We start from the raw sequence: 26,242 nt of genomic DNA, 5'->3' as shown, positions 1-26,242 counted from the left end.
TTCGGGCAACGCCTCCGCCTCCGGCAACCTTCCCGGCCGAGGCCGGTTCGGAGCGCGAACCACGCGAAATTCTTCGTCAGAGCCAGTCGCGGTCCGAGGCGACCACGGTGAGCTGCTGCGTGGCGCGGGTCAGCGCGACGTAGAGCACACGGCGGCCGGTGGTGGACTCGGTGATCAGCTCGGTCGGCTCGACGAGGACCACCGCGTCGTACTCCAGGCCCTTCGAGTCGAGGCTACCGACGATCTTGAGCCGCTCGTCGGCCTGTGCCGCCAGCCAGCCCCGCACCTCGGGCACCCGGTCCATCGCGCAGATCACCCCGACGGTGCCCTCGACCGCGTCGAGCAGTTCCTTGGCCGCGGTCTGCACCGAGCTTTCCACCCCGGTCCGCTCCACCACGCGCACCTCGGGCTCGAGCCCGGTGGTCCGGACCGCCTTCGGCAGCTCTCCGTCCTCCGCGTGCCCGGCGACCACGCGCGCGGCGAGATCGAAGATCTCCGCCGAGTTCCGGTAGTTGGTGCGCAGCGTGTAGCGGCGCCGCGGGGTGCGGGCCCCGAAGGCCTGGTCGCGGGCTTGCGCCGCCTCCGCCGGGTCGGGCCACGAACTCTGCACCGGGTCGCCGACGACGGTCCAGCTCGCGTACTTGCCGCGACGCCCGATCATGCGCCACTGCATGGGGGAGAGGTCCTGCGACTCGTCGACCACGATGTGCGAGTACTCGTCGTAGTGCTCCGGGCGGTGCGTGCCGTGCCCGTCCGAGCCCCGCACGGGCGGTGCGGCGTCGAGTTCGATCTGCTGGGGGCGGCGGCGCCGCTTGGGCGGCGGGCCGACGAGCACGCGCAGCTCGTCGAGCAGTGCCACGTCGGCGACCGACCAGTCCCGGTCGCGCCCGGCGAACGACGCGGCCAGCAGGTCCACCTCGTCGCGGGACAGCACGCCCCTGGCCGCCCGGGTGAGCCGGGCCGGATCGCCGAGCCAGCGCAGGATCTCCGCCGGGTAGAGCACCGGCCACCACACCACCAGAAAGCGGTGGAAGTCGATCCGCTCGCCGAGATCGATGATCAGTTCGGCGCGGTCGATCGTCCGGCCGTCGGTGCGCGCGTTTTCCTCCGCGCGGTCGGCCAGCGCTTCCAGAAGCGTTTCCGCCGCACGCACCCGGGAGCGGTTCGGCGGCCCGCCGTGGCCGTGCACCTTGCGGCGCACCTTGTCCAGCTCCTTGCGGCCCAGCTTCAGGACCTCGCCCTTGTAGACGATGCGCATCTCGTCGGGCGCCCCGGGCGGCGTGTCGCGCAGGGCCTTGCCCAGCACCTTGCGCATCCGCAGCGACCCCTTGATCGCCGCCAGCGGGGCCGGGTCCTGCCGGGTGGCGGCGATGCCGTCGAGCACCTCGCCGAGCGCCCGGAGTTCCACGTTCGTCTCGCCCATCGAGGGCAGCACGCGCGAGATGTAGCTGGTGAACACCCCGGACGGGCCGAGCACGAACACCCCGGCGCCGCCGAGCTGGCGGCGGTACCGGTAGAGCAGGTAGGCGGCCCGGTGCAGGGCCACCGCGGTCTTGCCGGTGCCCGGCCCGCCGGTGATCTCGGTGACCCCGCGCCAGGGCGCCCGGATGACCTCGTCCTGCTCGCGTTGGATGGTGGCGACGATGTCGCGCATCTTCTCGCCGCGGGACCGGCCCAGCGCGGCCATCAGCGCACCCTCGCCGACGATCTGCATGTCCTCGGGGACGGCGTCGGCGATCAGCACGTCGTCGTCGACGTCGAGCACGGTCTGCCCGGAGCAGCGGATGACGCGGCGGCGCACCACGTCCATCGGCTCCTCGGCGGTGGCCTGGTAGAAGGCGGCGGCCGCGGGGGCGCGCCAGTCGGTGACCAGGTTGTCGAACTCCGCGTCCCGGATGCCCAGCCTGCCCACGTAGATCTTTTCGCCGCTGGTGTGGTCCAGCCTGCCGAAGACCAGGCCCTCGTACTCGGCGTCCAGCGTCTGGAGGGTCTGGTTGGCGTGGAAGACCATCATGTCGCGTTCGAAGAGCATCGACGCCTGCTCGAACACGGCTTCACGCTGGGCGCCGTGCCCGATCTCGTAGCCCTTGGCGCGCATCGCTTCCGCCTGGGACCGCAACTCGGCGAGACGGGTGTAGACGAGGTCGACGTGGCTCTGCTCGATGGCGATCTCGGCCCGTCTGACCCGAGGTTCCGACACGCACCGCTCCTACAGCTTGGTCGCCGGCAACAGGAAGAACGACTTTACGCGCGCCCGCGAATCGCTTCACCGGGTCCCGGCGGAAAACACGGGTGCTGAGAGGATGGGCCGGTGACCAGGATCGTCGCGGGCGCCGCCGGTGGCAGGCGGCTGAAGGTGCCGCCGCAGGGCACCCGGCCCACTTCCGAACGCGTGCGCGAAGCGCTGTTCAACGCGCTGGAAGCGGCCGGTGAGCTGCGGGGTTCCCGGGTGCTGGACCTCTACGCCGGGTCCGGCGCACTGGGCTTGGAGGCGCTGTCCCGCGGCGCGGCCGAGGCGGTGTTCGTCGAATCGGACCGCCGCGCCGTGCAGGTGCTGCGGGGCAATGTGGCGGAACTCGCCCTGGGCGGGGTGGTGCTCGCCACGTCCGTGGACAGCGCACTGGTGCAGGCCCCGGAACGGCCGTTCGACCTGGTGCTGGCCGATCCGCCCTACGCGGTGGACGGCGCCCGCCTCGGTGTGATGTTGACCGCGCTGGCCGCGGGCGGGTGGGTCGCGCCGGACGGGCTGGTGATCATCGAGCGGGCCGCGCGGGACGGGGAACCGGACTGGCCCGCCGGTTTCGAGCCGTTCCGCGTGATGCGGCACGGCGACACGGCGTTGTACTGGGCCGAGTACGTCACTTCGCCGGGCCGCGCAGGGTGAGAGCAGGGTAACGTCCGCGCCATGCGGCGTGCGGTGTGTCCCGGCTCCTACGACCCGGCGACCAATGGTCATCTGGACATCATCGAGCGGGCTTCCAAGCTCTTCGACGAAGTCGTCGTGGCCGTGATGATCAACAAGAACAAGCAGGGCCTGTTCACCATCGAAGAACGCCTCGAGATGCTGCGGGAGGTCACCGGCGACCTGCCCAACGTCCGGGTGGACTCCTGGCACGGGCTGCTGGTCGACTACTGCCGCCAGCACGGCATCGCGGCCATCGCCAAGGGCCTGCGCTCGGTCAGCGACTTCGACTACGAGTTGCAGATGGCGCAGATGAACCGGGAGCTGTCCGGGGTGGAGACCCTGCTGATGTCGAACAACCCGGTCTACGGCTTCGTGTCGAGCTCGCTGGTCAAGGAGATCGCCACCTACGGCGGCGACGTGAAGAACCTGGTGCCGGGCGCGGTCTTCGAGCGGCTCACCGCGAAACTCGCGCACCGCGACGCCTGACCCCCTTCACAGCCCTCCCCACCCGCTTCGCGGCTGACACGCCCGGGGGCAGGTTCCGTGGCCTTTGCGCCGGGAAGCGGCAGACTGGAGCCCGCATGGGGCAGGGCCAGGCGAGGGAGTTGCCGTGTACCGGGTGTTCGAGGCTCTCGACGAGCTCGTCACGATCGTGGAAGAGGCACGCGGAGTGCCGATGACGTCGAGCTGTGTCGTACCCCGCGGGGACATGCTCGAGCTGCTCGACGACGTGCGGGACGCCTTGCCGCAGGAGGTCGACGACGCGCAGGACGTGCTCGACAAGCGTGACGAGCTGATCCACAAGGCCCGCGTCGAGGCCGAGGACACCGTCGACAGTGCCAACGCCGAGGCCGAGCGCACGCTGGCCGAAGCCAACGAGGAGGCCCGCCGGCTACTCGCCGACGCACAGGCCCGGGCCGAGAAGATCCTCGGCGACGCGCACGACGAGGCCGAACGCATGATCGCCGCGGGCCAGGCCGAGTACCAGAACCTCGTCGAGCGTTCCCGTGCCGAGTCCGAACGGATGATCCAGGCCGGGCGCGAGGCCTACGAGCGGGCGATCGAGGACGGGCGGCACGAGCAGGCTCGCCTGGTCTCGCAGACCGAGGTCGTGCAGGCGGCCCACGCGGAGTCGGCGCGCATCGTCGACGAGGCCCATACCGAGTCCGACCGGCAGCGCGCCGAATGCGACGCCTATGTCGACGGCAAGCTCGCGGAGTTCTCCGAACTGCTGGCCACCACGCTGCGGACGGTGGACACGGGCCGCAACCACCTGCGCCCCCAGCCCGGTCTCGGCGGCCGCAGCAAGCTCTACGACTTCCAGGCCTGACCGGCCGCCGCTCCGGCGGCATGGGCGCGCGCGCCTGGGCTAGGCTGGTAAGGCCATGGCTGAAGACAAGATTCCCCTCGACACCCGCAATCCCTGGGTGATCGACACCCGCGAACTGGGGCGCCGCGCGGGCCTGAGCCGCACCGTGCACCGGAAGGTCCCGGTGAGCACCGAGCTCGGCGTGCCCGACGTCATTGTCGTGCCCTCGGGCGCGGAGATCGAGCTCGACCTGCTGCTGGAGTCGGTCGTGGAGGGTGTGCTGGTCAGCGGCACGGCCGTCGCGCCGACCGCCGGGCAGTGCTCGCGCTGCCTGGACCCGATCGAGGGCCAGGTGGAGATCGAACTCACCGAGCTGTTCGCGTACCCCGATTCGGCCACCGAGGCCACCACGGACGAGGACGAAATCGCGCGCCTGGTGGACGACCGCATCGATCTGGAGCCCGTGGTCCGCGACGCACTGGTCCTCGCGCTTCCCCAGGTGCCGCTGTGCGACGAAGACTGCGCCGGACTGTGCCAGGAATGCGGTGGGAAGTGGGCCGATCTCGAGCCCGGACACGGGCATGAGACCATAGACCCTCGGTGGGCCGCGCTGGTCGAGCGTTTCGATGATTCTCCGGCGAGCGGCCCGGGCCGGGAAGCTTGACGGGCAGCAGCCCGAAAGCACGTAAGCAGGCTCGCGGCAGCGAGCGAACCTTGACGAGGAGATGTAGTCGTGGCCGTCCCGAAGCGGAAGATGTCGCGAGCCAACACGCGCACCCGCCGGTCGTCGTGGAAAGCGGCCCCGGTTGTCCTGGTGCCGTGTTCCAACCGCGCCTGCCGGCAGCCGAAGCCGCAGCATGTGGCCTGCCCGACCTGTGGCCAGTACGGCGGTCGTCAGGTCGTAGAGCCCGCCTGAGGTTGACCGAGATGGGGGGTAAGTCGAAGCCGGGATCGGCGACCGACCCAACACCACTACTCGAAGCGCTCGGCGTCTCTCTCGACGCCGAGCTGCTCACCCTCGCCCTGACACACCGCTCCTACGCCTACGAGAACGGCGGCCTGCCGCCGAACGAACGGCTGGAGTTCCTCGGCGACGCCGTGCTCGGACTCGTCGTCACCGATCACCTCTACCGCACGCATCCCGAGCTGCCGGAAGGCCAGCTCGCGAAGCTGCGGGCCAGTGTGGTGAACATGCACGCCCTGGCCGGGGTCGCGCGCGGCCTCGGCGACGGCGGGCTCGGTGCCCACCTGCTGCTGGGCAAGGGCGAGGAACTCACCGGTGGCCGGGACAAGGCCAGCATCCTGGCCGACGGCCTCGAGGCCATCATCGGCGCGGTGTTCCTGGAGCACGGCATCGAAGCGGGTCGCGGACTGGTGCACCGGCTGTTCGACGGGCTGCTGGCGGAGGCGCCGCTGCGGGGTGCCGGGCTCGACTGGAAGACCAGCCTGCAGGAGCTCACCGCTTCGGCCGGGCTCGGTGTGCCCGAGTACAAGGTCGAGGACACTGGGCCGGATCACCGCAAGGAGTTCAGCGCCACGGTGCTCGTCGGCGGCCGCGATCTGGGCCACGGCGACGGCACCACGAAGAAGGAAGCCGAGCAGAAGGCGGCCGAGAGCGCCTGGCGGCAGTTGAGCGAGGAGCTCAACCCCGCGAACGGCACCGAAGGCACGAAATCGGCTTAGCGACTTAGTGGCCACGGCCACGGCACGGGCCGTGAGGGTTCCCCTCACGGCCCTTTTTGCTTTGCAGGGGGGACCGACCCCTCACCGCCGCGTTCCCGCGGCCTGCGCGGGGCACGGAACGGGGGAGGGGAGAGGGCCCCTACGCTGGTCCCGTGCCAGAACTTCCCGAGGTCGAGGTGGTCCGCGCCGGATTGCAGGCGCATGTGGCGGGCCGGGTCATCACCAGGGTCGAGGTGCTGCATCCGCGGGCGATCCGCCGGCATGCGGCCGGATCCGAGGATTTCGCCGGACGGCTGGCCGGCGCGAGGGTGGACGCGGCGCGGCGGCGCGGCAAGTACCTGTGGCTGGACCTGTCCGGCACCGAGGCGCTCCTCGCTCACCTGGGCATGAGCGGGCAGATGCTGGTCCAGCCGGAGGGGGCGCCGGACGAGAAGCATCTGCGGGTGCGCGTGCGGTTCGCCGACGGCGGACCGGAACTGCGTTTCGTCGATCAGCGCACCTTCGGCGGGCTGGCGCTGGCCGATCTGGTGGACACGGGCGGCACACTGGTGCCCGCGCCGATCGCGCACATCGCCCGCGACCCGATGGACCCGGCCTTCGATCCGGCCGCCGCGGTGCGGGCGCTGCGTTCGCGGCGCACCGAGGTCAAGCGAGCGCTGCTCGACCAGACCCTGGTCTCCGGGGTCGGCAACATCTATGCCGACGAGGCGCTGTGGCGGGCCCGGCTGCACTGGTCGCGCCCGACGGCGAAGCTCACCGCGGTGCAGGGGGCGGCGCTGCTGGCCGCGGCCACCGAAGTGATGTCCGAGGCGCTGCGCGCGGGCGGCACCTCCTTCGATGCCCTCTACGTCAACGTGAACGGCCAGTCGGGCTACTTCGACCGTTCCCTCAACGTCTACGGCCAGGCCGAGCGGCCCTGTGCCCGCTGCGGCACGCCGATCCGCCGCGAGCCGTTCATGAACCGCTCGTCCTACTTCTGCCCGCGATGCCAGCCCCGGCCGCGCGTGGCCTGATCAAGGGCCTGGGCAAGCGGGAAAGCCCCGCCGCGAACGGATTCGGCGGCGGGGCTTTCGGCGTCGTGCGGGTCCTCAGTGTGTGAAGGCGGTGCGGGCGGCGAGGTTCGCCAGGAGTTCCCGGCCGCGCTCGGCGCTGCGAGGCTGGGTCAGCACGTCGTAGCGGCGGGCCACCAGCTGGCTGTGCGAGACGAAGTCCCGGCGGCCGCGGGTGGTGCCGTAGCTCGCCGCGGCGAACACCATGGAGAAACCCACGCCGGCGAGAAGTCCGATGAGGATCGGCAGCACTCCGGCTCCCGCGCTGAACATACTCAGCAGCAGGCCGACGAAGAGACCGAACCACGCGCCGGACACCGCGGCGCTGCCGAGGACCCGTCCCCAGCTGAGCTTGCCCGCGACGCGCTCCACGAGCATCGGCTCCACCCCGACGATGGTCACCTCGGCCACGGGGAAGTCGTTGTCGGCAAGATGATCGACGGCTCGCTGGGCTTCCTCGTAGGACGCGTAGGAACCGATCGGCCAGCCGGTGGGCGGGGTCGGCAGCTGCGGGCGCGCAGGGGCGTTCGTGAAGGCGGTCTGCGTGAAGGCTTGGGTCATCTGTCTCACCTCTCTGCCTGCTTCAACGCCCACCGCGGCCCTGTTGTGCCTTATGCCGGGTTTTCACAGGCATTTTTCAGGTGCGCTGCCACCGGCGGCTGCCCGGCGGTCAGTCCAGCCGGATCTCCGGGCGGTAGAGGTCCAGCCAGTGGTAGAGGTCGAGGACCCGGTCGATGCCGTTGCGGGTGAGGCTGGTCATGGTGGCCGGGTCGTACTCGACGGCACCGGTCAGCCAGTCGCGGTCCACGAGGTCGAACACCGGGTTGCCCGGCTCGGCGAGGATCTCCTTGGCCTGCTGTTGCAGGGCCGCGGCGTAGCCCGGGTCCTGTGTGGACGGATAGGGGCTTTTCACGCGGTCCGCGACGGACTGGGGAAGCACGTGCGCGGTGGCGTGCCGCAGCAGGCTCTTTTCCCGGCCGTCGAAGGTTTTCAGCGACCACGGGGTGTTGTAGACGTACTCGACGAGGCGGTGGTCGCAGAAGGGAACCCGCACCTCCAGCCCGACGGCCATGGACATGCGGTCCTTGCGGTCGAGCAGCATCCGCACGAACCGGGTCAGGTGCAGATGGCAGACCGCGCGCATCCGCCGCTCGGAATCGCTCTCGCCGTCGAGGTACTCGACCTGGTCGAGGGCGGTGCGGTACTCGTCGGCGGTGTGGGCGTCGAGGTCGAGCCGTGCCCGGATCTCGGGCCGGAGAACGGTGCCGCGCTCGGTGTGGCCGGTCCGGAACGCCAGCCACGGGAAGGTGTCGGCGCTCTGCGCGGTTCCGTCGTGGAACCACCGGTACCCGCCGAACACCTCGTCGGCCGATTCGCCGGAAAGGGCCACTGTGGACTCCTGCCGGATCGCCTTGAACAGCAGGTACAGCGAGGCGTCCATGTCACCGAGCCCGGCGGGGATGTCGCGGGCGGTGATCACCGCGCGCCGCACGGCCGGGTCGGTCAGTGCCTGCGGGTCGAGCATCACGTCCCGGTGCGCGGAGCGGACCAGCCCGGCGACGTCCCGGATGAAGGGCGAGTCGGGGGTGTCGCGCATTTCGTCGGGCCGGAAGTTCTCCTCCTGTCCGAAGAAGTCCACCGAGAACGTGCGCACCTGCTCGCCCTGTTCCCCGAGCCGGGCGGCGGCCAGCCCGGTGATGGCGCTGGAGTCGAGACCGCCGGAGAGCAGCACGCAGCGCGGCACGTCGGCGACCAGTTGGCGCCGCACGATGTCGGTGAGCAACTCCCGCACCCTGGCCACGGAGGTCTCGCGGTCGTCGGTGTGCGGGACGGCGGTGAGCTTCCAGTAGGTCCGGGTGGACACCCCGCCGGCGTCGACCCGCACGATCGTGCCCGGTTCGACCTCGGTGATGTCGCGCCACAGCGACCAGCCCGGCTGCTTGGTCATGGCCATCAGTTCCCGCAGCCCCGCGGTGTCGACCACCTTGCTCGCGGCCGGGTGGGCCAGGATGGCCTTGGGTTCGGAGCCGAACAGCACGCCGTCGCGGGTGCGGGCGTAGTAGAACGGCTTGATGCCCATGCGGTCGCGGATCATGACCAGCTTGTCCTCGCGGTCGTCCCAGATCGCGAAGTCGTACATGCCGTTGAGGTGGTCGGCGACCGACTCGCCCCACTCGAGGTAGCCGTGGAGGACGACTTCGGTGTCGCTGTCGGTCCGGAAGCTGTGGCCGAGTTTTTCCAGCCGGCTCCGCAGTTCGGTGAAGTTGTAGGTCTCGCCGCTGTAGACGAGCGCGATCTCGCCCTCCGGGGTGCGCAGCGACATCGGCTGGCGCCCGCCGGGCAGGTCGATGATCGCCAGCCTGCGGTGGCCGAGCGCGGCGTGGCGGCCGAGCCACAGTCCGGCGTCGTCCGGGCCGCGGCAGGCCATGGTGGCGGTCATGGCCTCGGTCACCGCCTCGGCCGGTTCACGCCTCAGGTCCGAGTCGAAGGAAACCCAGCCGGTGATTCCGCACATGCCACTGCCTCCCGAATGCTTAGCACGTACAAGTATGCGTAACACCGTGGTAACACAGGATCGCGCCGCCGTCAGCCCGAATTGCCCGGTGTGTCTTTCCGATTACGCACAGTGCGTGAATTTTTCCCACCCCCTCAAGGACACGCAAAGGTCCGGTGGGTCCGCGTCAAGGTCGCGTCAGGAAGCCCCGGCGAGTCCCCTCCCCGGAGCACGCTGATCGGCGGGTCGGCAGCGCATCGGAGGCACACTGAAACCGTGGACGAAGTGCCGGAGAAACCACGCCGCGGAGAGCTGCGCCTGTACCTGGGCGCGGCCCCCGGGGTCGGCAAGACCTACGCCATGCTCTCCGAGGCACGGCGCCGCCGGGAACGCGGCACCGACGTGGTGGTGGGGCTGGTGGAGACGCACGGCCGCCGCCGGACCGCGGAGCTGCTGGACGGCCTGGAGGTGCTGCCCCGCCGTCACGGCACCTACCGGGGCCGGGAGTTCACCGAACTGGACGTGGCCGCGGTGCTCGCGCGGCGGCCCGAAGTGGCCGTCGTGGACGAGCTCGCGCACACCAACATCCCGGGCTCCCGCAACGAGAAGCGCTGGCAGGACGTGCGGGAACTGCTGGACGCCGGCATCGACGTGCTGTCGACGGTGAACGTCCAGCACCTGCGGGGCCTCGGCGACGTGGTCGAACGCATCACCGGGGTGCCCCAGCGGGAGACCGTGCCGGACGAGGTGGTGCGGCGGGCCGAGCAGATCGAACTGGTGGACATCACGCCCGAGGCGCTGCGGCGGCGCCTGGCGCACGGCAACGTGTACCCGGCCGAGCGGATCGACGCCGCACTGGCCAACTACTTCCGTCCCGGCAACCTCAACGCGCTGCGCGAGCTGGCCCTGCTGTGGGTCGCCGACCAGGTCGACCTGGCACTGCAGCGGTACCGGACGCAGCAGCACATCACCGACACCTGGGAGACCCGCGAGCGGATCGTCGTGTCCATCACCGGCGGGCCGGAGAGCGAGACGCTGATCCGCCGGGCGAGCCGGATCGCCGCCCGCGCGGGCGGCGAGCTGCTCGTGCTGCACGTCCTGCGCGGGGACGGCCTGGCCGGAGCGGGCCCGGCCGACCTGGGCCGCTACCGGAAGCTGGCCGAGGAACTCGGCGCCACCTTCCACACGGTGGTCGGCGACGATGTGCCGGGCGCGCTGCTGGAGTTCGCCCGCGGGGTCAACGCCACCCAGCTGGTGCTCGGCACCTCCCGCCGCTCCCGGCTGGCCCGGCTGTTCGACGAGGGCATCGGGGCGAGCGTGGTGCAACGGTCCGGCCCGATCGACGTGCACATGGTGACCCACCGGGAGGCGGGCGGGCGGTTCCGCTCGTGGCTCGACCGCCGCAGCCCGCTGCCCGCGTGGCGTCGCCTGGCGGGATGGACACTGGCACCGGTCGTACCGGCGCTGGCCACCGTGATCGGGGCCCTGCTGCGGCCCCAGCTGGACTTCTCCACCGACGTGGTGGACTACTTCCTGGCCACCGTCGTGGTCGCCCTCGTCGGCGGGCTCGGCCCGGCGCTGGTCGCGGCGGTGCTCTCCGCGGGCCTGCTCAACTTCTTCTTCACCGAGCCCTTCTACACGCTGACCGTGCACGCGCAGAGCAACGTGATCACGCTGATCGCGATGGTGCTGGTCGGGGTACTGGTGGCACTGGTGGTCGACGCGGCCGCACGGCGCGCCACCCAGGCGGCACAGGCGAGAACGGAGGCCTCGCTGCTGTCGTCCTACGCCAGAACCGTGCTCACCGATCCGGAGCCGCTGCCGCGCCTGCTGGCCAAGGTCCGCGAGAACTTCGGGCTGGAGTCCGTGGCACTGCTGGAAAAGCTCGACGGAACCTGGCAGCGGGCGGCGTGCGCCGGGCACGATCCCTGCGAAGATCCGGGCCAGGCCGACATCACCGTCCCGGTCACGGCCGACGTGTCGCTCGCGCTGCGGGGCCGGGCACTGCCCACCGCGGAGCGCAACGCGCTGGAGGCCGCGGCCGGGCAGGCGCTGCTCGCGCTGCGGCAGCAGCGCCTGGCGGCGGCCACCGCGCGTGCCGAGCGCAAGGCGGAGGCGACCGAACTGCGCACCGCACTGCTGTCCGCGCTCGGGCACGATCTGCGCACCCCGCTGACCTCGATCAAGGCCGCGATCGGCAGCCTGCGGGCCCACGACATCGAGTTGTCGGCCGAAGACGTCGGGGAACTGCTGGCCACCGCGGACGAATCCACCGACCGGCTCGCCGGACTGGTGGACAACCTGCTCGACTCCTCGCGGCTGGCGACCGGTGCGGTCCGGCCGCGACTGCGCCCGGTGGGCTACGACGAGATCGTGGCGCACGCGCTGTCCGGCGTGCCCGCCCGGGATTCGGTGCGGGTGGAGGTCGACGAGCGGCTGCCCGCGGTACTGGCCGATCCCGGCCTGCTCGAACGCGTCGTCGCCAACGTGGTGGACAATGCGCTGCGGCACGGCAAGGGGCCCGAGCCGGTGTCGGTGCGCGGGAGCACGCACGCCGAACACGTGGAACTCCGGATTGTGGATCATGGGCGGGGACTGGCGAAGCACAGCGAGTCCTCGGCGTTCGCCCCGTTCCAGCGCCTCGGCGACCGGGACGCCACGCCGGGGGTCGGGCTGGGACTTTCCGTGGCGAAGGGGTTCACCGAGGCGATGGGCGGCACGATCAGGACCGAGGACACCCCGGGAGGCGGGCTGACCGTGGTCGTCTCGCTGCCGGCCCACCGGCCGTCTTCGGTGCTTCCCGCTCCGGTAGCCGGGGTGAGCGAGGAGCGGGTGGGATGACGGCGCCGACGGTGCTGGTGGTGGACGACGAACCGCAGATCGTGCGCGCACTGCGGATCAACCTCGCGGCGCGCGGCTATCAGGTGGTCACCGCACACGACGGTACGGCCGCGCTGCGTGCCGTCGCCGACACCAGACCCGACGTGGTGGTGCTCGACCTGGGGCTGCCCGACATGGACGGCAACGAGGTGATCGCCGGGCTCCGCGGCTGGACCACGGTGCCGATCATCGTGCTCTCCGCGCGCGGCGACTCGCCGGACAAGGTGCACGCCCTCGACGCCGGGGCCGACGACTACGTCACCAAACCGTTCGGCATGGACGAACTGCTGGCCCGGCTGCGCGCCGCCGTCCGCCGGTCCGCGGTCTCCGGTGGCGACGAGGCCGAGGCCGTGGTGCGCACCGACGATTTCACCGTCGACCTGCTGGCGAAGAAGGTGCGGCGCGGCGGCGAGGAGGTGCACCTCACCAAGACCGAGTGGGGCGTGCTCGAACTCCTCGTCCGCAACCCCGGGCGGCTGGTCTCCCAGAAGCAGTTGCTGCGCGAGGTGTGGGGCCCGGCGTACGAGAACGAGTCCCACTACCTGCGCGTGTACCTGGCCCAGTTGCGCCGCAAGCTGGAGCCGGAGCCCTCCCGGCCCCGCCACCTGCTCACCGAACCCGGGATGGGCTACCGCTTCGAAGCCTGAGCGCCGAAGGGGTCAGGCGGTGGGTGAGGACGAGGTGGTCGGAGCGGGAACAGCGGTGGTGGTGCTGGCCGCTGGACTCGTCGTCGTGGTCGAACTCGACGGGCTTCCGGTCGAGCTGGACTTCGACGGATCCGGGGACGTGCTCGAGTGGGTGCTGCCCGGCCCGGTGGGAGGAACGCTGCCACCGGGGTCGGTGGTGGTGACCGGGATGCCGGGCGGGATGGGGCTGCCGGGCGGGAGCACGACCGGGGCGCTGGAACTGCCCGGCGGCGGCACCAGGGTGACCGTGGTCTTGCCGTCCTTGCCGACGTGCACGACGGCGGTCGGCGTGGTGGCGGCGGTGGTACCGGGCAGGGAGGTGCCGGCGACCGTCGTCTGGCCGGGGACCGCGCTGCCCGGGATCATCTCCGGGCCCGAGGAGGTGCTGTTGCCGCTGGTGATTCCACCGCTGGCGGATTGGGTCGTGGGCGCGGCGAGTTCGGCGAGGCCGCCGAAGGCCGTGGCCAGGACGACACCGCTCATCGCGAGCAGGGCGTAGCCGTTGCGCTTGGCCCGCGACGCGGAATCGCGCGGCGGCGCCACTTCCGTGCGCCGACCCGGACGTGACCCCGATTGGGTCATGGTGGCTCCTTGCCGAGGAAAATCCGCCTGTGGGATAGGGGGAGTCTATTAGCCCAAGCGGCTGATCGGCAGGCACGGTAGCACTGTGGCCTGACGGGCGGCGAGCGATGCGGTGCTCAGGGTTGACACTCCGCAATCGCCGGCGTACGGCACGATGGGGGCCGTGGAGACGGGAAATGAGCCGGTTCGCCTGACCGCCTGGGTGAGCGGCCGCGTGCAAGGGGTCGGTTTTCGCTGGTGGACCCGGTGCCGGGCGCTCGAATTCGGTCTGGTGGGCAGTGCGGAGAACCTGCCCGACGGCCGGGTCGAGGTGATTGCGGAGGGTCGCCGGAACCACTGTGAGCAGCTTCTGGCCACCCTGCGCTCCGGCGCCTCACCCGGAAGTGTGGATCAGGTCGTCGAGCACTGGTCGGCCGCGCGGGGCGGGCTGACCGGCTTCGACGAGAAGTAGCCAGGACGCGGGAAGTGCGCCGCCGGGCGGGGAAAGCGCGCCGCTGAACGGGGGACACGCGGCGCGTCCCTCGCCCACAGCGGGTGGGCCGCTAGACTCACCCGACTGGCAGCGCTTTTTCCACGGTCTTCAGCGGTTTGGAGGGGTCCCCGCCTCGTGCACCTGAAGAGTCTGACGCTGAAGGGCTTCAAGTCCTTCGCCTCGGCTACCACCCTGCGGTTCGAGCCGGGCATCACCTGCGTGGTGGGCCCGAACGGCTCCGGCAAGTCCAACGTGCTGGACGCGCTGCGCTGGGTGATGGGTACGCAGGGGGCGAAGGACCTGCGCGGCGGCAAGATGGAGGACGTCATCTTCGCCGGCACCTCCGGGCGCGCCCCGCTCGGCCGTGCCGAGGTCACGCTCACCATCGACAACGCCGACGGTGCCCTGCCCATCGACTACACCGAGGTTTCGATCACCCGCCGGATGTTCCGGGACGGGGCCAGCGAATACGAGATCAACGGCAGTACCTGCCGTCTGCTCGACATCCAGGAACTGCTGTCGGACTCCGGTATCGGCCGCGAGATGCACGTCATCGTGGGGCAGGGCCAGCTGGCGCAGATCCTGGAGTCCAAGCCCGAGGAGCGCCGCGCCTTCATCGAAGAGGCGGCCGGGGTGCTCAAACACCGCAAGCGCAAGGAAAAGGCTCTCCGCAAGCTCACCGCGATGCAGGGCAACCTGGACCGGCTGGGCGATCTGACCGCCGAACTCCGGCGCCAGCTCAAACCGCTGGGCAAGCAGGCCGAGATCGCGCGCAAGGCGCAGACGGTGCAGGCCGAGTTGCGGGACGCGCGGCTGCGGCTGCTCGCCGACGATCTGGTGACCCAGCGCGCCGCGATCGCCAGGGACGAGGCGGACGAGAACCGCGCCAGGGCGCGCCGCGCCGAGGTCGAGCAGGAGCTGGAGATCGTCTCCGCGGAGGAGGCCCAGCTCGAGGCCCTGCTGGCCGAGGACGCGCCGCGGCTGACCGCCGCGCAGGACACCTGGTACAAGCTGTCCGCGCTCGCCGAGCGGCTACGGGGCACCGTGCGCCTGGCGGTCGAGCGCCAGCGGCACCTGTCGTCGGCGGTGGAGGCGCATTCCGGCGGCCGGGATCCGGAGGAGCTGCTCGCCGAGGCCGAGCAGGTCGCCGAGCGCGAAGAGGAACTCAACGAGGCGGTCGTCGAGGCACGGGCACTGCTGGCACAGACCGTGCAGCGCCGCGAGCAGCTCGAACACGCGGTCCGGGCCGCGGAGAAGGCGCATATGGCGGCCGTGCGGGCGATCGCCGACCGCCGCGAGGGACTGGCGAAGCTCTCCGGGCAGGTCGAGGCGCTGCGCAGCAAGAACGGTGCCACCTCCGACGAGGTCGACCGGCTCACCGCCGCCATCGACGAGGCCGCGGCCCGCGCCGAGATCGCGGTGGAGGAGCTGGAAGAGGCGAAGGCCGCGGGCGGCGCCGAAGAGTCCGGCGACGCGGAGTTGCAGGCGCGTCACGATCGGGCGGTGGAGGCGAACAACGCCGCCAAGGCCCGGGTCGAGGAGCTGGTGAAGGCCGAGCGGGCCACCGAGCGGGAGATCGCGTCGGAGAAGGCGCGGGTGGACGCGCTTTCCCTGGGGCTCAAGCGCAAGGACGGTGCGGGCGCGCTGCTCGCCGTGAGCGAGCGCCTGCCCGGCCTGCTGGGTTCGGTGGCCGCGCTGCTCACGGTCGAACCGGGGTACGAGGTCGCGCTGGCCGCGGCGCTGGGACCGGTGGCCGACGCGGTCGCGGTCCGGGGCGGTGAGGACGCGCTCGCCGCGCTGAAGTACCTGAAGGACAACGATGCCGGGCGGGCCGGTGTGCTGCTCGGCGGGCAAGAGTACACAGTGGACACCTCCTCGTGGCCCGCGCTGCCCGAGGGTGCGCGCTGGGCGCGCGAGGTGGTCAGCGCGCCGGAAGTGCTGCGTCCCGCCGTGGAGCGGGCGCTGGCGCTGGTGGCCATTGTGGACACTCTCGACGCCGCGCGCCGGCTGGTCGCCGTGCACCCCGAGGTCGGCACCGTCACCGCCGAGGGCGACGTGTTCGGTGCGCACTGGGCGGCGGGCGGGTCCGCGGCGCGCAGCGAAAGCGTGATCGAGGTGCAGGCCGCCGTCGACGAGGCGCAGAACCGGCTGCTCGCCGCGGAACGCCTCCTCGAACGGACCGCCGCCGAGCTGGAAGGGGCGCGGGCCGAGCAGCAGGCCCGCCGCGACGAGGTCGGCCAGGCCAAGGAGGCGCTGGGGGAGGCCCGGGTGCGCAACGCGCGCTCGGCGGAACGGCTCAACCGGCTGCAGCAGGCGGCACGCTCGGCGGAGGCCGAGGTCAGCAGGCTGCACCAGCAGCGCGCGAAGGTCGAGGCCGGCCGTGAGGAAGCGGTCGTGAAGCTCGCCGAACTCGAAGAGCGCCTGGCCGCGGTGGCCGACCAGCCGGTCGACGAGGATCCGGACACCAGTGAGCGCGACCAGGTCGCCGAAGAGCTCGCCGTGGTCCGCCAGGAGGAGGTCGAGGCGCGGCTCGCGCTGCGCACCGCCGAGGAGCGGGCGCGCAGCATCGCGGGGCGGGCCGAGTCGCTGCGGCGCGCGGCCCACGCCGAGCAGCAGGCGCGGGAGCGGGCGGAAAAGGCCAGGGTCGCCCGCGAGAAGGGGGCGGCCATCGCCTCCGCCGTGGTCGACGCCGGAGAGCTGGCGCTGGAGCGGATCGAGCTGTCCGTGCAGCGTGCCGCCGCCGAACGGGACGAGGCGCAGGCCGCCCGGCAGCAGCGGGAGACCGCTCTCGCCCAGATCCGCAGCCGGGTCCGCGAACTGGCGGGTGAACTGGAGAAACTCACCGACGCGGTGCACCGCGACGAGGTGCTGCGCGCCGAGCAGCGGCTGCGGCTGGAACAGCTGGAGACCAAGATCTCCGACGATTTCGGCATCGCGCTCGACGAGCTGGTGGCCGAGTACGGGCCGGACGTGCCGGTGCCGCCGAGCGCCGGGGAGATGGCCGAGTACACCGAGGCCAGGGAGCGCGGCGAGCAGGTGAGCGCGCCGCCCGCGATGCCCTACGACCGGGCCACGCAGGAGCGCCGCGCGAAGCGGGCCGAGAAGGACCTGTCCCTGCTGGGCAAGGTCAACCCTCTGGCGCTGGAGGAGTTCGCGGCACTGGAGGAACGCTACAAGTTCCTTTCCACGCAGCTGGAGGACCTCAAGGCCAGCCGCAAGGACCTGCTGACGGTCATCAAAGAGGTGGACGACAAGATCCTCGAGGTGTTCACCGCCGCCTACCACGACGTGGCACGCGAGTTCGAGATCGTTTTCTCGGTGCTGTTCCCGGGTGGTGACGGCCGCATGGTGCTCACCGAGCCCGGCGACATGCTCACCACCGGCGTGGACGTCGAGGCGCGGCCGCCGGGCAAGAAGGTCAAGCGGCTCTCGCTGCTTTCGGGCGGGGAGAAATCGCTGGTCGCGGTCGCCATGCTGGTGGCGATCTTCCGTGCCCGGCCCTCACCGTTCTACGTGATGGACGAGGTCGAAGCCGCGCTGGACGACACGAACATGCGGCGGCTGATCAGCCTGCTCGAGCAGCTGCGCGAGTCCTCGCAGCTGATCATCATCACCCACCAGAAGCCGACCATGGAGATCGCGGACGCGCTGTACGGGGTGAGCATGCAGGGCGACGGCATCACGAAGGTGATTTCGCAGCGGCTGCGCGCCGACAAGATCGAAGCCCGCGCAGACACGCCGGTCTGACGCTCGGTTTCACCCGTCCCGGTCTCCTCCGGTTCCCCGGGCCGGGTGGTTGTCCGAACCACTCGCGTGGCCGATGGACAGCCCGGCCCAGGGTGGCCTTTACTGGCTCGGCAATCGATTACCCGTGTCGAGCCAGGAGCCCTTCCCATGCCGAAGCCTTCCTTTGTCATGCCGGAAAACTGGCGAAGGCCGAGCCTGGTCGCCCTCGGGCTGCTGCTCGTCGCGGGGCTCACGGCGGCGATGCCCGCCGTGGCCCGCGGTTCCGACAGTCCCGACGGCTCCGACAGCGCCGACAGCGCCGACAGCGCCACTGTCGCCGCCGGGGCGGACAAGGGGCCGGTCGGCTGGGAGACCTACCGGTCGCTGTCGGGCCTGGCGCGGCTGCGGCCGGGGGAGCAGGTGAAGCAGTTCTCCAGCTTCGACCGCACCGGCGGCAACGACGACGGCTTCAACGGCACCTATTCGTGCCTGCGGCACGAGCCCGGCGGTGAATGCGTGATCGCCGAAGCGCACGGCGCCGGGGAAATCTCCTCGATGTGGTTCACCTATGCCGCGGATTCGGTGGCCGCGATCGGCGGCATCACGGTGGAACTCGACGGCCGTGTCGTGTTGCAGGGATCGTTGCAGGACATCGTCGACGGGCGGAAGGGCGCGCCGTTCGTCTGGCCGCTGGTGGGAAATCCGGCCGACACCATGGGCGGATCGGTGATCAAGGTCCCGATGCCGTACACGAATTCGATGCGGATCACCACGCAGAACAATCCGCACTTCTACCACGTGACCTACCGCCAGTTCGCCGACGCGACCGGGGTACACACCTTCGATCCCAGCGACCAGGCGCTCGACGTGCTCGCCCGCCTGCGCGGGTACGGGATCCGTGATCCGAAACCGCCCGCACCGCGAGCATCCACACAGGACAGTGGGGTGGCGCTGGCTCCCGGGGCCTCGCTGAGCCTGCCGGTGACCGGGGGTGCCCGGCAGTTGACCCGGCTTGAGCTGCGGTTGCCCCAGGTGAGCGCCGCCCCGGCGGTGTACGACGACGGCCGCGCCTTCGGGCCGGGCCGCAGCGAGTTCACCGCGGCCATCGCCCCCGGCAACCAGGGGGTGCGGGTGACCAGGAGGTACGACGCGGGAATCGGGAACCAGCGGGCGAGCCTGGCCGTGGACGGGCGGCAGGCGGGGGACTGGGCGCCGGGCGCGGCCGCGCCGGGCACCTGGGCCGACCAGACCATCGAGATCCCGGCGTCGATGACCGCCGGGCGGTCGAGCCTGCGCCTGACGAACACCTTCGTCTCCTCCGACGTGGACTTCAACGAGTTCCGCTACGAGATCCACAGCAGGATCGGCGGCCAGTGGGTGCGCACGGACGTCATGGACGTCGGGCCGAACCACGTCAGTGACGAGGCCGTGCACGGCTACCGGATCACCGGCGCCACCTGGGCGGGCCTGCGCTGGTTCCGCTATCCCGTGCCCGCGGACCGGGTCGCCGCCTCGGCGGCGGTACTGGCGGGGCTGCGGCTGCGGATCACCTTCGACGGCAGGACGACGGTGGACGCCCCGGTCGGCGAGTTCTTCGGTTCCGGCCTCGGGAAGTACGCCTCCCGCACACTCCTGCATTCCATCGACACCGCCGAAGACGGCGCCTTCACGTCCTGGTGGCCCATGCCCTACGCGCGGGAGGCCACGGTGGAACTGGTGAACGGTTCGGGGGTGGCGATCGGCGACGGGCGGCTCGCCGTGACCTCCGCTCCCGATCCGTCCGTTGTGGACGGCCTGCGCAGCGGTGCGCTCGGCTACTTCCACGCCACCGCACGCCGGGGCGACACGGTGGACGGCCAGGACTGGTCCTTCCTGAACGCCTCGGGCCGCGGCCTGTTCTACGGGGTCACCACGACCATGCGCGGGCACATCCCGCCGGGGCCGGTCTCGCAGCTGAACTACCTCGAAGGCGACGAGCGGATGTACCCGGACGGCTCGGCGAGTCCGGCGATGTACGGCACCGGTTCGGAGGACTTCTACGAGTCCGGCTGGTACTTCCAGGACGCCCGCGACGGGGCCGTCGAAGGCGTGCCGTACGCGATGCCGCAGGCCGGTATGGTCGGGCACGAAACGGCGGCCGACGGCTGCCAGTACGTCTGCCTCGGCGCCTACCGGCTGATGATCGCCGACGCCGTCCCCTTCGGCGACGGTGTGGAGTTCGACATCGAACACGGCGACCGCTCGTCGATGCCCGCGGAGTACAGCTCCACCGCCTACTGGTACGGGCAGGCGGACCTGTCGCTGCGGAGCGGCGACACGGTGGACCTGGCCGACGACGGCAGCCGCGCCACGCACGGGTACTCCGCCGAAGGGGAGACGCGCACCACACTGACCTCCACCTTCGAGGGCAAGGGCGACCGGACGCCGGTGACCGGTGGCGTCACCTACGCCACCGGCACGATCCGCTTCACCGCGAAGACCGACCCGGGTAACCGGGGGCTGCGCCTGCGCCGGACCTCCGATCAGGCCCTGCCCTTCCAGCAGGCGAACGTCTACGTCGACGACCGGCTGGTCGGCGAGTGGTACCAGCCGCTGGGCAACGCGTTCTCGCGCTGGCTGGAAGACGCTTTCGACGTGCCGGCCTGGGCGACCGCGGGGAAGCAGGCCGTGCAGGTGAGGATCGAACCGATCGGCGGGGCACCGTCCTGGTCGAGCGCGCGGTACACGATCTACTCACAGGTAGGTGCGGCGGCGCCACCCGCCGACTGACCGCAAACCTCCTGGGGTACCGTGGCCGCATCAGGAGCCCACTCGGACGAACGGAACAAACCGGCCGATCGGATCGGCGACCTCCGCGTCCCCGACCGGTAACCGGTGATCACTGAATTGACGTACAGCTTCGTCCGCCGTGGAAGCGATTTCGCCGAACTGATGCGTGCCGTGAAGGAACGGGGCCTGCTCCGGCGGCGCCCCGGTGACTACGCCTGGAAGCTCGCGCTCAACGCCACCCTGTTCGTCCTCGGCTGGGTCGCCTTCGCCCTCGTCGGGGCTTCCTGGTGGAACCTGCTGACCGGCGCGTTCTTCGCGCTCGTCTACGCGCAGCTGGCCTTCCTCGGACACGATGCCGGGCACAAGCAGGTCTTCGCCGGGCGGCGCGCCAACGACGTCGCGGGCTATTTGCTCGGGGCACTCGTGGGGATGAGCTTCGCGTGGTGGGTGAGCAAGCACAACCGCCACCACGCCTACCCCAACCACGAGGAAGACGACCCCGATCTCGACATCGCGGTGCTCGCGTTCACCGAGCAGCAGGCCGCGGACAAGCGCGGATTCTCTCGCTGGATGACCAAGTACCAGGCCTTCCTGTTCTTCCCGCTGCTCCTGCTGGAAGGGCTCAGCCTGCACAACTCCAGCGCGGTGGCCGTCCTCCGCGGCCGCGTCAAGGCCCGCCGGCTCGAAGCGGTGCTGCTCGCCGCGCACTTCGCCGGTTACCTCGCCGCGGTGTTCCTGGTGCTGACGCCGCTTCAGGCGCTGGCGTTCATCGCGGTGCACCAGGGGCTGTGGGGGCTGTACATGGGCTGCTCGTTCGCGCCGAACCACAAGGGCATGCCGACGCTGAAGGCGGGCGAGAAGCTGGACCACCTGCGCAAGCAGGTGCTCACCTCGCGCAACGTGCGGGGCGGGCGGATCACCGACTTCGCGCTGGGCGGCCTGAACTACCAGATCGAGCACCACCTGTTCCCCAGCATGCCGCGCGCGAACCTGCGGCGCGCGCAGCCGCTGGTGGAGGATTTCTGCCGCCGTCTGGGACTGCCCTACCACCAGTCCAGCGCCTTCAGCTCCTACCTGCAGGTGCTGCGGCACCTGCACGCGGTCAGCGCCCCCTTGCGGGCGAAATCCATAACGGAGCGGCTTGGGTAGCAGTGCGGTCCTCGCCAGGAACCGCCTCAGAACCCGCGGCGGTGCAAGCTGACGGCCCGCAGCAAGCGGCTCCGCCGCTTCACGCACTGATAGGCCTGTTGCGGAGCAGCTTACGTAGCGGTGCCTGCGCAACCGGGGCCGAGCAGGTCAGGAACCGGCCGGTTCCGGGGCCGGTTCCGGCTCGGCGCCGATCCTCGGGTCGGCGCTGCGGTGCCGCAGCGACAGCGCGCCGCCGACCACCAGGGTGATCAGCACACCGAGCAGCGTGTACCAGGGGAAGGCCAGGCCCACCGGCTTGGCGCCGGGGGCGGGCGGGATCTTCACCGCGAGCACCACCACCGCCATCGCCGCGACGGTCACCACGAACGCGATGATCGCGTCGAGCTGGCGTGCCCGCTTGACCCACATGCCGAGGAAGAACGCGCCCAGCATCGCGCCGTAGGTGTAGCCGGTGATGGACAGGCCCTGTTCGATGACCGGGTTGTTGCGGCTGCTGAACGCCGAACCGAAGATCGCGAACACCACCGCCCACACCAGCGTCCAGATCCGGCCGTGCCGCAGCAGCTTCGAGTCCTCCGGCTTCCGCTTGGTGAACCGCTGGTACAGGTCGGCGACGGTGGAGTTCGACAGGGCGTTGAGCGCCGAGGCCAGCGCCCCCATGGTGGAGGCGAGGATCGCGGCGATGAGCAGCCCGGCCATGCCGACCGGCAGTTCGCTGGTGATGAAGTTGGTGAAGATGTCGTCGCTCTTGACCCCGAGCTGCTTGAGGTTGCGGAACCCGTTGTGCGCCCACAGCATCGCGCCGACCATGAGGAACAGCGCGAACTGGAGGGTGACCGCGATCCCGCTGCCGATGAGGGCCTTGCGCCCGTCCGCGACGCTGCGGCAGGCGAGGAACCGCTGCACGATCAGCTGGTCGGCACCGTGCGAGGCCATGGTGAAGATCGCCCCGCCCGCCACCGCGGTCAGGAAGGCGTACTGGCTGGTCAGCAGGTGCAGGCCGGAGAAGTCGAAATCGAACAGCTTGAACACGCCCGCGTCGGCGGCCTTCGAGGTCCAGCCCGCGGGCAGCTTCGTGGCCAGCACGATCATGGCGATGATCGCGCCGCCGACGTAGACCGTCAGCTGGATGACGTCCACCCACACCACCGCCTTGATCCCGCCGACGAGCGCGTAGACCACCGTCAGTGCGGTCAGCGCGACCACGATCTGCCAGTACTGGGTGTGCAGCCCGTAGTGGGAGAGGATCAGCTGGATCGGGATGGCGCCCGCGAACAGCCGGACACCCTCGGCGAGCAGCCGCGTGACGATGAACGCGATCGAGGACACGCCCTGCATGGCCGGGCCGAACCGCTCCCCGAGGAACGCGTACGCGGTGGACTGCTTGCCCTTGAAGTAGCGGGGCAGCAGCACGAACGACACCAGCGTGCGGCCGAGGATGTAGCCGAACGGCAACTGCAGGTAGGTGAAGCCGTTGTAGTTGCCGGAGGCCGCCCAGATCAGGCCGGGGGTGCTGATCACGGTGAGGGTCGAGGTCTCGGTGGCCACGATCGAGAAGCACACGGCCCACCACGGCAGGCTGCGCTCGCCGATGAAGTAGTCGGCGGCCGACTTCTGCTTGCGCCCGACGAGCACGCCGATGGCGGGCATGGCCGCCAGATAGACCACGATGATGGCCAGATCAGCGGGATGCATCTGTTTCTCCTACTCTTCGGGCGAACCGCGGTCGACCCGCAGGCGGGTGACGGGTCCGGCGTGGGGACGGGGCAGGGTCAGGGGACCGTCACCGGGCGTGATGCTGCCCAGCAGGCGGGGGCCGCGTGCCCCGGTGGCGCCTGGCACGTTGGCGGGCAGGCCGTGCCAGGTCAGCCAGCCGAGCAGGGCGGTCAGGTACGCCTCCTTCGACGCCCGGGGCAGACCGAGTTCGTCGCTGGTCAGCAGCCGGACACCGGGCAGGCGGGCGTCGAGGGCCCGCATCAGCGCCGGGTTTTCCACGCCGCCGCCGGAAGCGACCACGGTACCGGCGCCGTGCTTCAGGCAGGCGTCGGCGATCGTGTGGGCGGTCAGCGCGGTGAGGGTGGCGAGCAGGTCGGCAGGTTCGGTGCCGGGGTCGCCGAGGTCGTCGAGGTAACCGGCGTGGAACAGTTCCTTGCCGGTGGACTTGGGGGGCTCGGCCGCGTAGTAGGGCTCGGCGAGCAGCCGGGCGAGCAGGTCCTCGCGGACGGTGCCCCGGGCGGCCAGGGCGCCGTCGAGGTCGCTCGGCTGCCCGGTCGTACGCCGCGCCGCGAGGTCGAGCAGGGCGTTGCCGGGCCCGGTGTCGTAGGCGATCGTGGTGCCGTCGGGGTGGACGACGGTGATGTTGGCGATCCCGCCGATGTTGAGGGCCACCGCGGGCCTGCCGTCCGATTCGGCCAGCGAGCGCAGCCACAGGCGGTCCAGGGTGCTGGCCAGCGGGGCGCCGTGGCCGCCCGCCGCCACGTCGCGGGCCCGCAGGTCGGACACTACGGGCAGGCCGGTGCGCTCGGCGATCCAAGCGGGCTGCCCGAGCTGGAGGGTGCCGAGTGCCCGGCCATCTTCCACCCAGTGGTAGATGGTCTGGCCGAGCGAGGCGACGAGGGCGGCGGGCCCGGCGTGGTCGAGGCCCTGCCGCGCGGCCTCGGCGAAGGCCTGGCCGACCCGGGTGTCGAGCCGGGTCAGCAACTCGGCGCTGGCGGGGGCGGGCGGGAGCGCGGCGAGCAGTGCGGAGCGGAGGTCCTCGGGGTAGGCGACCTCGAGCGCGCCCAGCGGGGTGAGGCGGATTTCCTCCCTGTGCCGGGACAGCTCGGCAACCGCCACGTCGATCCCGTCGATCGACGTGCCGGAGATGAGCCCCATCACGCGCATGGTCATGAGCGAGTGGTCTAGTCCTTTACTGACCAGGATGCAAGGCATCGGGTGAGAACTTGTCCGAATAGTTTTCCGGTCCTTGGACGCATCCGGGGGCGGGGCGTTCCCGCCGGTCGGAAGGCGGATGCGAGGATGGCGATGTGACACCCAACCTGTGGTTTTGGATCCTCCTGGTAGTCGCGGTACTGCTGGCGATCGCGCTGGTCACGGGCCTGACCGTGGCGCGGCGGCGCCGGATCAGCCTGCGCAGGCCCGAGCCGCCGAAGGGTGAGATCAAGCCGAGAGGCGGTGGCTACCAGGCGGGCGGCGGTATCGCCCTGGCGCCTGGTGGTGAACAGGCGACAGCCCCACCGCACCCCGCCGGTGAGCGCACCGAGGTCGACGGCCAGCCCGGCGTCGGCGACGACGCTTCCGTCCCGAGGGACGCGCCCCGGCGTGGCATCGTCGACGTGGTCCTGCCGGATGCGGAGGCGGCGACCGTCACCGAGCCCGAGACCCCGGTCGTGCCCGAAACCGAGACCGCCAGGCCGGAAGCCGAAGCCCCCGAAGCCCCCGCTGTTCCGGCGGCCCCCGAGGTGCCCGCGCCCCGGGAGGAGATCGCACCGACCACCGGGCGGCTCGAACGGCTGCGGGGACGGCTGTCGAAGTCGCGCTCGGTGCTGGGCCAGAGCCTGCTGGGCCTGCTCGGCGCCGGGGACCTGGACGAGGACTCGTGGCAGGACGTCGAGGACACGCTGCTGGTGGCCGACCTGGGTGCCGCCACCACGGCCGAGATCGTGGAACGCCTGCGGGCGGAACTGAGCAGCCGCGCCGTGCGCACCTCGGGTGAGGCCCGCGCCGTGCTGCACGACGTGCTCACCGACACGCTCACCACCGAGGCCGGACGAGCCGTGAGAGCCCTGCCGCACACCGTGGACGGACGGAAGCAGCCGGCGGTCGTGCTGATCGCCGGGGTCAACGGCACCGGCAAGACCACCACCACCGGCAAGCTCGCGCGCGTGCTGGTCGGGCAGGGCAGCCAGGTGCTGCTCGGCGCGGCCGACACCTTCCGCGCCGCCGCCGCCGACCAGCTGCAGACCTGGGCGGAGCGGGTCGGCGCGGAGGTGGTCCGCGGCAAGGAGGGCGGCGATCCGGCGGCGGTCGCGTTCGACGCGGTCAAGCGGGGGGTCGAGACCGGGGTGGACGCGGTGCTGATCGACACCGCGGGCCGGCTGCACACCAAGACCGGCCTGATGGACGAACTCGGCAAGGTCAAGCGGGTGGTGGAAAAGCAGGCCAAGATCGACGAGGTGCTGCTCGTGCTCGACGCCACCACCGGGCAGAACGGCCTGGCCCAGGCGCGCGTGTTCGGCGAGGTGGTCGACGTGACCGGCATCGTGCTGACCAAGCTCGACGGCACCGCCAAGGGCGGCATCGTCTTCCAGGTCCAGCGTGAACTCGGCGTTCCGGTCAAGCTGGTCGGGCTCGGGGAGGGCCCGGACGACCTCGCACCGTTCGAACCCGCGGCCTTCGTGGACGCCCTGCTCGGCTGAGTTGATCACCCACAAGGGTGAGAAAAGGGCAAAACACCTTCAAACGCCACAGCCGTTCGGCAGTCTGACCCGGCGCCGCGGGACACCGCGGCGCTCGGATCGGACTTGCCCTGGGGGATT

The 26,242-nt window shown here is 71.1% G+C and carries 20 protein-coding genes; 15 read left to right on the top strand and 5 right to left on the bottom strand.

The window, feature by feature from the left end:
• Positions 1-76: 76 nt before the first annotated feature.
• Positions 77-2,200 carry a HelD family protein gene (locus ORV05_RS25255; RefSeq protein ID WP_268754492.1) on the bottom strand — a complete coding sequence of 708 codons (2,124 nt, stop codon included), beginning with the start codon at positions 2,198-2,200 and terminating at the stop codon, positions 77-79.
• Between the two features lie 111 nt (positions 2,201-2,311).
• Here ORV05_RS25255 and rsmD point away from each other — a divergent pair, with 111 nt between their 5' ends.
• From rsmD to mutM, 7 genes are all read left to right on the top strand, one after another.
• Positions 2,312-2,884 carry a 16S rRNA (guanine(966)-N(2))-methyltransferase RsmD gene (gene rsmD, locus ORV05_RS25250; protein ID WP_268754491.1) on the top strand — a complete coding sequence of 191 codons (573 nt, stop codon included), beginning with the start codon at positions 2,312-2,314 and terminating at the stop codon, positions 2,882-2,884.
• 21 nt (positions 2,885-2,905) lie between these two features.
• Positions 2,906-3,391, top strand: coding sequence for a pantetheine-phosphate adenylyltransferase (gene coaD, locus ORV05_RS25245; protein WP_268754490.1), 486 nt, complete (start codon positions 2,906-2,908; stop codon positions 3,389-3,391).
• Between the two features lie 124 nt (positions 3,392-3,515).
• The gene (locus tag ORV05_RS25240) at positions 3,516-4,235 is read left to right on the top strand and encodes a DivIVA domain-containing protein (RefSeq protein WP_268754489.1); all 720 of its coding nucleotides are present in this window, start codon (positions 3,516-3,518) and stop codon (positions 4,233-4,235) included.
• Positions 4,236-4,290: 55 nt separating this feature from the next.
• Positions 4,291-4,878 carry a YceD family protein gene (locus ORV05_RS25235; RefSeq protein WP_268754488.1) on the top strand — a complete coding sequence of 196 codons (588 nt, stop codon included), beginning with the start codon at positions 4,291-4,293 and terminating at the stop codon, positions 4,876-4,878.
• A 69-nt stretch (positions 4,879-4,947) separates the two neighbouring features.
• Positions 4,948-5,130, top strand: coding sequence for a 50S ribosomal protein L32 (gene rpmF / locus ORV05_RS25230; protein ID WP_144588680.1), 183 nt, complete (start codon positions 4,948-4,950; stop codon positions 5,128-5,130).
• Positions 5,131-5,141: 11 nt separating this feature from the next.
• A complete protein-coding gene (gene rnc, locus ORV05_RS25225) occupies positions 5,142-5,897 on the top strand; it encodes a ribonuclease III (RefSeq protein WP_268754487.1) in 756 nt (251 codons plus the stop codon).
• 152 nt (positions 5,898-6,049) lie between these two features.
• The gene (gene mutM, locus ORV05_RS25220; protein ID WP_268754486.1) at positions 6,050-6,910 is read left to right on the top strand and encodes a bifunctional DNA-formamidopyrimidine glycosylase/DNA-(apurinic or apyrimidinic site) lyase; all 861 of its coding nucleotides are present in this window, start codon (positions 6,050-6,052) and stop codon (positions 6,908-6,910) included.
• Between the two features lie 75 nt (positions 6,911-6,985).
• On the opposite strand, the gene ORV05_RS25215 is transcribed toward mutM, so the two are convergent.
• Together ORV05_RS25215 and asnB are read right to left on the bottom strand one after the other, a co-directional pair.
• Positions 6,986-7,507, bottom strand: coding sequence for a general stress protein (locus tag ORV05_RS25215; protein ID WP_268754485.1), 522 nt, complete (start codon positions 7,505-7,507; stop codon positions 6,986-6,988).
• A gap of 109 nt (positions 7,508-7,616) precedes the next feature.
• Positions 7,617-9,461 (bottom strand): asparagine synthase (glutamine-hydrolyzing), encoded by a 1,845-nt coding sequence (gene asnB / locus ORV05_RS25210; RefSeq protein ID WP_268754484.1) that lies wholly within the window; start codon positions 9,459-9,461, stop codon positions 7,617-7,619.
• 255 nt (positions 9,462-9,716) lie between these two features.
• On the opposite strand from asnB, the gene ORV05_RS25205 reads away from it, so the two are divergent.
• The 7 genes from ORV05_RS25205 to ORV05_RS25175 all read left to right on the top strand — a co-directional run bounded on the left by ORV05_RS25205 (position 9,717) and on the right by ORV05_RS25175 (position 21,704).
• Positions 9,717-12,281: a DUF4118 domain-containing protein gene (locus ORV05_RS25205; protein ID WP_268754483.1), complete on the top strand. Its 2,565-nt coding sequence runs from the start codon at positions 9,717-9,719 to the stop codon at positions 12,279-12,281.
• Complete coding sequence (locus ORV05_RS25200) at positions 12,278-12,967, top strand: response regulator (protein ID WP_268754482.1); 690 nt, start codon at positions 12,278-12,280, stop codon at positions 12,965-12,967. The genes ORV05_RS25205 and ORV05_RS25200 overlap by 4 nt, the downstream gene beginning before the upstream one ends.
• A gap of 19 nt (positions 12,968-12,986) precedes the next feature.
• The gene (locus ORV05_RS25195; RefSeq protein ID WP_268754481.1) at positions 12,987-13,505 is read left to right on the top strand and encodes a hypothetical protein; all 519 of its coding nucleotides are present in this window, start codon (positions 12,987-12,989) and stop codon (positions 13,503-13,505) included.
• Between the two features lie 237 nt (positions 13,506-13,742).
• Positions 13,743-14,039, top strand: a complete 297-nt coding sequence (locus ORV05_RS25190; protein ID WP_407652799.1) for an acylphosphatase — start codon at positions 13,743-13,745, stop codon at positions 14,037-14,039.
• A gap of 156 nt (positions 14,040-14,195) precedes the next feature.
• Positions 14,196-17,807 (top strand): chromosome segregation protein SMC, encoded by a 3,612-nt coding sequence (gene smc, locus ORV05_RS25185; RefSeq protein ID WP_268754479.1) that lies wholly within the window; start codon positions 14,196-14,198, stop codon positions 17,805-17,807.
• Between the two features lie 147 nt (positions 17,808-17,954).
• Entirely contained in the window at positions 17,955-20,555 is a 2,601-nt protein-coding gene (locus tag ORV05_RS25180; RefSeq protein WP_268754478.1) for a glycoside hydrolase family 172 protein, read from the top strand.
• 108 nt (positions 20,556-20,663) lie between these two features.
• The gene (locus ORV05_RS25175; RefSeq protein ID WP_407652798.1) at positions 20,664-21,704 is read left to right on the top strand and encodes a fatty acid desaturase family protein; all 1,041 of its coding nucleotides are present in this window, start codon (positions 20,664-20,666) and stop codon (positions 21,702-21,704) included.
• Between the two features lie 147 nt (positions 21,705-21,851).
• Here the strand turns inward: ORV05_RS25175 and ORV05_RS25170 are convergent, their stop codons facing one another.
• Together ORV05_RS25170 and ORV05_RS25165 are read right to left on the bottom strand one after the other, a co-directional pair.
• Positions 21,852-23,399 carry a sodium:solute symporter gene (locus ORV05_RS25170; RefSeq protein WP_268754476.1) on the bottom strand — a complete coding sequence of 516 codons (1,548 nt, stop codon included), beginning with the start codon at positions 23,397-23,399 and terminating at the stop codon, positions 21,852-21,854.
• A gap of 9 nt (positions 23,400-23,408) precedes the next feature.
• Complete coding sequence (locus tag ORV05_RS25165) at positions 23,409-24,593, bottom strand: anhydro-N-acetylmuramic acid kinase (protein ID WP_268754475.1); 1,185 nt, start codon at positions 24,591-24,593, stop codon at positions 23,409-23,411.
• 137 nt (positions 24,594-24,730) lie between these two features.
• Here ORV05_RS25165 and ftsY point away from each other — a divergent pair, with 137 nt between their 5' ends.
• Positions 24,731-26,122 carry a signal recognition particle-docking protein FtsY gene (ftsY, locus tag ORV05_RS25160; RefSeq protein WP_268754474.1) on the top strand — a complete coding sequence of 464 codons (1,392 nt, stop codon included), beginning with the start codon at positions 24,731-24,733 and terminating at the stop codon, positions 26,120-26,122.
• The last annotated feature ends 120 nt before the right edge of the window (positions 26,123-26,242 follow it).

This window comes from Amycolatopsis cynarae (assembly GCF_026802195.1).
Classification (GTDB): Bacteria; Actinomycetota; Actinomycetes; order Mycobacteriales; family Pseudonocardiaceae; genus Amycolatopsis_E; species Amycolatopsis_E rhizosphaerae.
This window is presented reverse-complemented; position numbering and strand designations above follow the sequence as displayed.